Origin of the sequence: Natronohydrobacter thiooxidans, from assembly GCF_001884735.1 — a bacterium.
Classification (GTDB): domain Bacteria; phylum Pseudomonadota; class Alphaproteobacteria; order Rhodobacterales; family Rhodobacteraceae; genus Roseinatronobacter; species Roseinatronobacter thiooxidans_A.
The window spans coordinates 1-7,847 of the sequence record NZ_MJAP01000008.1 but is presented as its reverse complement, the minus strand read 5'-3'; the positions used below and the strand labels follow the sequence as shown (position 1 = coordinate 7,847).

At 60.0% G+C, this 7,847-nt stretch carries 6 protein-coding genes and 1 pseudogene; 2 read left to right on the top strand and 5 right to left on the bottom strand.

Going from position 1 to position 7,847, the window contains the following annotated elements; genetic code table 11:
• Window positions 1-210 precede the first annotated feature (210 nt).
• From BG457_RS06395 to BG457_RS06375, 5 genes are all read right to left on the bottom strand, one after another.
• Window positions 211-954: a TSUP family transporter gene (locus BG457_RS06395; protein WP_071796206.1), complete on the bottom strand. Its 744-nt coding sequence runs from the start codon at window positions 952-954 to the stop codon at window positions 211-213.
• 62 nt (window positions 955-1,016) lie between these two features.
• A complete protein-coding gene (locus tag BG457_RS06390; RefSeq protein WP_175546743.1) occupies window positions 1,017-1,913 on the bottom strand; it encodes an ABC transporter substrate-binding protein in 897 nt (298 codons plus the stop codon).
• A 102-nt stretch (window positions 1,914-2,015) separates the two neighbouring features.
• On the bottom strand, window positions 2,016-2,843 hold the full coding sequence (locus BG457_RS06385; RefSeq protein ID WP_245770942.1) for an ABC transporter ATP-binding protein: 828 nt from the start codon (window positions 2,841-2,843) through the stop codon (window positions 2,016-2,018).
• Entirely contained in the window at window positions 2,840-3,598 is a 759-nt protein-coding gene (locus BG457_RS06380) for an ABC transporter permease (protein WP_071796203.1), read from the bottom strand. The genes BG457_RS06385 and BG457_RS06380 overlap by 4 nt, the downstream gene beginning before the upstream one ends.
• A 17-nt stretch (window positions 3,599-3,615) precedes the next feature.
• Window positions 3,616-5,022, bottom strand: a complete 1,407-nt coding sequence (locus BG457_RS06375; RefSeq protein WP_071796202.1) for an amidohydrolase family protein — start codon at window positions 5,020-5,022, stop codon at window positions 3,616-3,618.
• A 126-nt stretch (window positions 5,023-5,148) separates the two neighbouring features.
• On the opposite strand from BG457_RS06375, the gene BG457_RS06370 reads away from it, so the two are divergent.
• Window positions 5,149-6,045, top strand: a complete 897-nt coding sequence (locus BG457_RS06370) for a LysR substrate-binding domain-containing protein (protein ID WP_071796201.1) — start codon at window positions 5,149-5,151, stop codon at window positions 6,043-6,045.
• Window positions 6,046-6,217: 172 nt separating this feature from the next.
• Window positions 6,218-7,832: pseudogene (locus BG457_RS19660) on the top strand (ISL3 family transposase).
• Window positions 7,833-7,847 lie beyond the last annotated feature (15 nt).

The window sequence follows — 7,847 nt, the reverse complement described above, 5'->3', positions numbered from 1 at the left end:
ATTGAAGACCTTGAAGCGCGCAATGTATGGGCGAGCCGGCCCGAACTTGCTCAGGGCCCGAATGCTTCCTCTGCACCACACAAATTGAGGATGACCCCATTTAAGGGCTACGCGACAGGTGGATGTCCTTTCCGACAGTTTCGCAATGTGCCAAGGTGATGTTTGTTGAAGACTTCACAGAAGGAGAGAGCATCCATGGCCTATCCTTCACTACAGGCTCAGAAGTATACCCAGAATGGTTGCCGCGAGCACGCCAAGCAACAGGTATCTGAAAACCCTTTCCGACAACCGTTTCGCAAGCAGACCGCCGACCAAGACGCCAATCGCTAGAGGGACTGTCAGCACTGACGCCAGTTTCAGGGTCTGCGGATCGAACCCGGTCAGGGTGACATAGGACAGGATATTCACCCCATATGCGAAGATGAAGAATGCAAGAATGGTCGCGCGGACAGAACCCATGTCAAATCCGCGCACGGACATCCAGGTTGCGGCCAGCGGGCCGGGCATTGCCAGCATTCCGCCCATCACCCCGGATAACGCGCCAACCGCAAGTGTCTCGCCACGCGCGTATTGCCCGCCCCCGGTCATCTCCCGCCTGCGCATCATGTCAGCCAGCAAGGTCAGCGTGACGAACAGCACCATTCCGGCGGCGATCAGTTTCAGGGCCGTGACACTGAGTGCGGATAGCAGTGTAAAGCCGATTGCGATACCCGCGAGCGCTCCTAGGCACAGCAGCCCCAGAACCCTGACCTGAACACGGGCACGCAGCACAGGTACAAGGAAAAGCCCGATCAGAAAATTATGAAGGGTGCTGATCTGTATGGCCTCGGGGCCGTTCAGCACCACCAGCAGAACCGGCCCGGCAATCACGCCATAGCCGATGCCGGTCGCCGACTGGAGCATCGCCGCCCCAAAAACGGCGCAAGTAAGGAAGGCGAGAAGTGCCGGGTCCATAACGGATATCCATGAAAAAGGCCAGATCGGTCTCCGATCCGGCCGGAGGGATGTCGAGCGTTTCAGTCGAGGGTCACGCGACCGGCATCAAGCGCGGACAGGAATCCGGCATCGATATAGGCACTGATCGATTCATGCGTCGGCACGTCGCCCCGAATCGACCCGCGCGCATTGATCCAGACACCTTGATCCACCATCAGCTCAATCAGGGCGGAATCCAGATTGATGTTGAAGCTGTAGCTGGCGGACGCTGCCGCCACGTCCTCGGGCCGGAGCGTGCCCCCCAGCACCCGCGACACCGCCGCATGTGACGCTTCAGGATCTGCGATCACCGCATCTTCGGCCTCAAGCAGCGCCGAAAGTACAGCTGAGACCGCATCGGGGTTCCTGTCGATGATCGCCTGAGAGGCTACAAGGATGAAATGGGTGTTGTAGCTCGATATCGGTATCTCCTGATAGCGCTCCCCCAGCGTTGTCCGGGCGCCGGCATAATAGGACGGGAACATGGCCCCGGCAAAGACGTCACCGCGGGCAAGCGCCGGAACGATGTCGGACGGGCCGACTGAGACGATCTCTGCTTGAATCCCTGCTGCGTTGAGCTCGTTTTCGAGCCAGAAATGCACATTCGTCCCCGCAGTCACGCCAATGGGGCGCCCTTCAAGCTGTGCGACCGTTTCTATCCCGGCATCACCTGCATGGATGATGCGTGTGGCCTGGTATTGTGACAGTTCTGCGATAACCTTGAAGGGCTGCGCGCGCATCGCGCCGACGACCGCAGGAAACTCGGCCATCACCGCCAGATCCAGCTGGCCGCCCAGCAGCGCCTCGAAGGCGTCCCGGCCGGACTGGAAGGGGATGACATTCACATCCAGTCCGTGCTGCGGGAACAGATCCTGATCGATTGCCACAGAGAGTTGCGGAATATCGAGATAGGCCCCGCCGCCAAAGGTAATCCGCATATCCTGAGCCCAGGCCCCGGAGGCGGCCCCGACAAGACTTGCGGAAAGAAGGGCAGATTTCATAAGGCAGTGCATGGTGTTACTCCTGTTGGTTGGGGCGTCTCAGTGATCACCCATGCCGGGCTGGCGCAGCAACCCGATGATGTGGTTGCGGTTGACAAGGAAGTTCTCGGTCATCTGATGCGCGAGCCTTGGCCGGGCATCGGTGATATCCATCGTCTCGATAATGCGACCGGGACCGGCGCTCATGATATGGGCCTTGTCCGAGAGGATCAGTGCCTCATCGACATCATGAGTGACGAAGATCACAGTGGATTTGCGCGCCTCCCAGATCCGTAGCAGGATTTCATGCATGACCACCCGTGTCTGGGCATCGAGCGCGCCGAAAGGTTCGTCCATCAGCAGGACTTTGGGCGATGTGACGAAGGTCCGTGCCAGGGCGACGCGCTGGCGCATCCCGCCGGAGAGTTGTCCGGGGAAGGTATTCTCGCGCCCTTCAAGCCCCACTTCCTTCAGCGCCTGATAGGCCCGGTCCCGCCGTTCTTCCTTGGAAATCGGGAAACGCTTGAGGGCGAACAGGACATTGCCGAGCGCCGTGAACCAGGGAAAGAGCGCATATTGCTGGAACACCACACCCACATCCGGGTTGATACCGGTAACAGGCTCACCATCGAGCCGGATTGTCCCGGATGTGATCGGCACGAAGCCACCCACAGCATTGAGCAAGGTCGATTTCCCGCAGCCCGAAGGTCCGATCAGCGAAATGAAGGATCCCGGCTCGATCACCAGACTGGTCGGTGCAAGGGCCTCGATCTTCCTGCCACCGGGGGCGTTAAACACGACCGAGGCATTTTCGATATCAATCCTGCCGACATCTGTTCCGGGCATGGTATGTGTTTCCTCGTGGAGTTTCAGTACAGCAGACATCATGCGCTCTCCCAATGAACCAGCCTGCGGCCGATGATGACAAAAACAGCATCCAACAAGGCACCAAGAATTCCGAGCTGGATAAGACCCACGAACATCCGGTCGGTCTGAATGAACTGGCGGGCATCCTGAAGCCGGAAGCCGATGCCGGAAGAGGCGCCGCTCAGCTCGGCCGCGACAAGGCTCAGGAAGGCGAGTGCCGCGCCCAGCCGCAAGCCGACGACGATATGCGGCGCGGCGGCAGGAACAACCACCTCGAAGAATTCGCGGAACCGGCTCGCCCCGAGCGACCGTGCGGCCCGGATATAGGTACCCGCCACGCCAGAGGCCCCGGCATGTGTGTTCAGCCAGACCGCAAGGAACACGGTATAGGCGATCACGAAATATTTCGAACCCTCCCCGATCCCGAACCAGACGATGGCGATCGGCACAAGGGCGATGGCCGGGATCGGCCTCAGCAGCGTCAGAAATGGTTCAAGAGCGACCTTGAACGCGAAAACCCTGGCTGTCAGAAGACCGACAAGCACGCCCAACGATGCGCCGATCGTGAAGCCGACAGCAGCGCGGGTCAGCGATATCTTGAGATCACTGACCAGTACCCCGTCCTGATAGAGCTCCACCGCTGCCGTAAGCACCTGCGGTGGGGCCGGGAACAGGTTCGGGTTGACCAGGCCGGTCGCCGAGACAAGCCACCATACTGCCACTACTCCTGACAGCGATATGACAAGCTGTCCGTATTTCTTGAGTTGTGTTTCCATTGAATCTTACCCCCTTTTCATCTGTTCATTGCATGAGCCGAGGGCCCATGGCATCGGATGATCGGTGCTGCGCAGACAGCGTCCTGCGCGCGCTTTCTGTTGGTTTCGAGAAATTCGGTTGCGTCCCAGCCAACCGGTTGCGAATGTTCCATGACTGTTCTGCCATCTATGATGACCGCCTCGATCTGGTCGCGATTGTACAAGCGGACCACTTCCCATTCGAAATCCCAGGACGGGTTGACCTCGGGCTGGCGCCGGTCAAGGATCAGGAAATCGGCGCGAAGGCCGGTTTTGATTTCGCCGGTGACACCGCCCAACCCGGAAACATCCGCGCTGCCCCGTGTCGCGGCGTCAATCCAGGTCCAAGCCGCACCGCAGGAAAAATCGGCAAGCTGCATTCCCTGCGCAAACCTTTGGGCGGATTCAGCCGATTCCAGTAACCGCAAAGCATCCGATCTAGTGCTGTCAGTGCCGATCCCGAAGCGCACGCCCCGCGCGGCAAAGGCCAGCGCCGGTGCCACCCGGTCTCCTTTCCAGGCGCTGGCCAGCGGATTGTAGCTGACCCCTGATCCGGTATCGCGCAGGATCTCGATTTCCCGGTCCGTGACCAGTGTGCAGTGATGATGCAGGGTATGCGGCCCCACAGCGCCATGATCGGCGAAATATTCCAGCGGTCGCTTGCCATAGCTGCATACGCTCCAATGCACCTCGACGTGATGCTCATTGGTATGGATCTGGAACAGGACATTATTCTTGGCGCTGTAATCGGACAGCTCGCGCATCAGCTCTCCCGGTGCTGCCTGTACGGCGGGAACACAAAGCGAGGGCGTGATCAGCGGATGCGCCCGGCAAAGACTGATATGGGTTTCCGCGCGTTTGTGCATCGTATCCACCGCGCTGCTGATTTCGCGCGCCCCCGGCCTGTCTGCCCCTTCGACGGAAAGCGCGGCCCCGGTACTCGATACCAGCCGGATCCCGACATCGACCGCCGCCTGATGCAAGGCCGCCGCCTTCGCCTCATCAAGCAGCGCGAAATTCACAATGCCGGTGAACCCGCCGCGAAGGGCTTCGAGAAACATCCATTTGGCGGATACATAAACGGTCTCGGGATCGTAGCTGCTTTCCATCGGCGTCCAGATCCTGCGCCAGATCTGTGCCGGCTCACCCCCGGTGATCGCCTTGCCGAAAGCCTGACCCAGATGGGTATGCGCGTCGATGAAACCCGGTATGATCGCACGGTCGGGCAGATCCGTGATCGGTGTCCGGGGCACGCGCGCCTCGAAGGTCTTGCGCGGGCCGACAAAGGCGATCTCGCCGTCGACCACCTGCACGACCATCCCGCTGCAGGCACCGTCGCTGGTCAGCAGAAGGTCGGGGGCAAGTGCAAAGCTGCGGCTGCGGGTGATCTGCGTGATACTTGTCATCGTTCCTCCGTTCCCTTCCGCGAGTCGCAACAACGACCCTCGCTCAGATGAACGTAGACAAGCTGATCAATAGAAGATAATACTATTATTTACGCTAACCATAGATTAATCCTATAAGGTGAGCCGTTGATCAATCTGCGACAGCTGCAATGCCTGCGCGCCATCATAATGTGCGGAAACATGACACAGGCGGCCGAGATGCTGGGCATTGCGCAGCCTTCCGCCAGCAGCCTGATCGCGAATCTGGAACATGTGATCGGATTCAAGCTGTTCGAGCGCACCAAGGGTCGGCTGGTGCCGACACCCGAGGCGATGTTCCTCATGCCCGATGTCAACCGGACCATCGAGAGCGTGGAGCTGACCGAGCAACGCGCGGCCCAGATCCGGGACAACCGCCGCGGCGAACTGACCATCGTGTCCTACCCGGATATCGCGATCGATTTCCTGCCCGAGACGCTCAGCACCTTCCTGCAGGACAAGCCTGCAGTGCGCGTGCATCTCTATGCCAGACGGTCAGAGATGATGTCCGGCCTGATCCAGACCCATGATTTCGATCTGGCGATCTCGACCCGTTCGGCCGAAGCTTGGCAGCTTGATGTGAAAGAGATCTCGATACCTTGCCTTGTCGCATTTCCGAGAGGCAAAGGCCCTATAGGAAAGCCGGTGCTGGACCCTGCCGACATCCAGGACGAGCCTCTTGTCCTGGTCAGTTCGGGCCACCCGACCGTGATCCAGTTGCGGGAAAGGTTCGAGCAGCGCGGCATCCCCTATCCAGTTGCCACTGTCGAGACCCAGACCTTCGAATCCGCTTGTGGTCTTGTCCGCAGAGGGTTTGGGGCAAGCATCGTCGACGCGATTACGGCCCGGCGTTACCAGTCCGAACTCGATGTCCTGCCTTTTGCGCCTGTTATCTGGCAGACAATCTATGTCCTGCAACCCCTGGGCCGCCCCGCATCACGAATCGCCGATGCCTTTGCCACGCATCTCCTCAATGCCCTGCAAGCGCTGAGCAGACCGCCATGACGCTGGCAGCGGATATCGCCGCTACCGCTCGCAGGCGCCTGACATAGTGCGTACCGGCTTCGCGCGGCCAAAACCGCATCGGTTCTTTGCTGTCCCATTGCCCTTGAATCGGCTCTGCCTCACTTTGTGTGGCGGAACTATCCTGAAACTGGAAAATTCAGGAGGGATAGTTGTGAGTTCGAAGAAGCACTGGTCGCCCGGGAGCGATGTTGCCGTTCAAAGCGTCGAGCGAAGTGATTCCGGCGGGTGTATTGTATCGGGCAGTCTGACACCCAACGGCATTTGCCCAGGCTGTGGATTGCATTCGCGCCGACGTCACGGCTGGCGGCGTCGGCGGCTGCAGGATTATCCCGCCCATGGAGACGAGGTAACGGTTGATCTCGCGGTTTGCCGTTGGCGATGTTTGGCACACGCATGCCCACGCCGGACTTTCTCGGACCAGATCGCCTCGATTGCGCGTCCTTTTGCGCGACGCACCTCGCGTGTCGGGGGGATTGTCAGGCATCTTGGGCATGCGACAGGCGGACGGCCTGCCGAGCGGATCTTGCACCGTTTGGGCCTTGGGGTCAGCGATGACACGGTGCTCAGGCAGCTGAAGAAGCGTGCTCAAGACACCGCCAAGCCGCCGACAGTCATCGGGATCGACGACTGGAGCTGGCGGAAGTCGCAAACCTATGGCACGATCATTGTCGCTCTGGAGCGTCGCGCGGTGATCGACATTCTTGTGGATCGAGATGTCGTCACCTGCACCAACTGGCTGAAGCGTCACCCCGAAGCAGAAGTGATCAGCAGAGATCGCTGCGGTCTTTACGCTCAGGCTGCACGGCAAGGGGCACCGCAGGCGAAGCAAGTCGCTGACCGGTTCCATATCGTGCAGAACCTGCGGCAGGCCATCGAGGAGCAGATGAACCTTCACGGCCGTGCGACCGGCAGGGCGCTGCTCTCCGACGCTGACAACATCACCGCAGCCGGCAGCCTTCTGAAGTCACGTCTTGCGCACAGGACGTCTCGGGAAGAGATTTTCACCACCATCCATGCGCTCCGAAATCAGGGGCTTTCCTGCAGCGAGATCGGGCGGCGAACAGGGTTCCCGCGTCGCAGCATCGCGAAATGGCTGCAGTTCGAGACACCACCTGACCGCAGGCGGGCAGCTTTGAAGCGGACTTCGCCGTGGTACTTTGAAGAGTTCCTGAGCCAAAGCTGGAAGGAGGGCATTCGAACTGGCAGCGCCCTGTTCCGTCTGATCCAGAGCGTAGTTACGAGGGGAGTCAGTCACATTTGCAGCGGCTGCTGGCGGGTTGGCGCAAAGCCGAACAGAAAGTGAACGACCCCAACGTAGAGCACGAAATCCTTAAGCCAGTCCGGGACCCGAAAACGGGGCACGCGATTTCCCCGGTCATCGCGGCCGCGCTGTGTATCAAACCGCGCGGAAAGCTCACCCCGGATCAGGCGCGGAAAGTCGACGCTCTCAAGGCCGGCTCTCCCCCTTCGCAACGATGCGCTGTCTCGCCATGCGGTTCAACGGTATCCTGCGCAGCCGAGTGGCAGACCCACTCCCTGCATGGATCGACGACGCGATTGAAACCGACTTGGCGCCAATCGTGCGCTTTGCCCGCACCTTGAATCGGGACTTCGATGCGGTCAAAAACGCCATCGAGATGCCCTGGAGCAACGGCCAGGCCGAAGGTCAGATCAATCGCCTGAAGACCCTCAAACGCGCCATGTATGGCCGGGCCGGTCCAGAATTGTTGCGCGCGAGAATGCTACCGTTCCGCCACACAAAGTGAGTATCCGTCTTGATC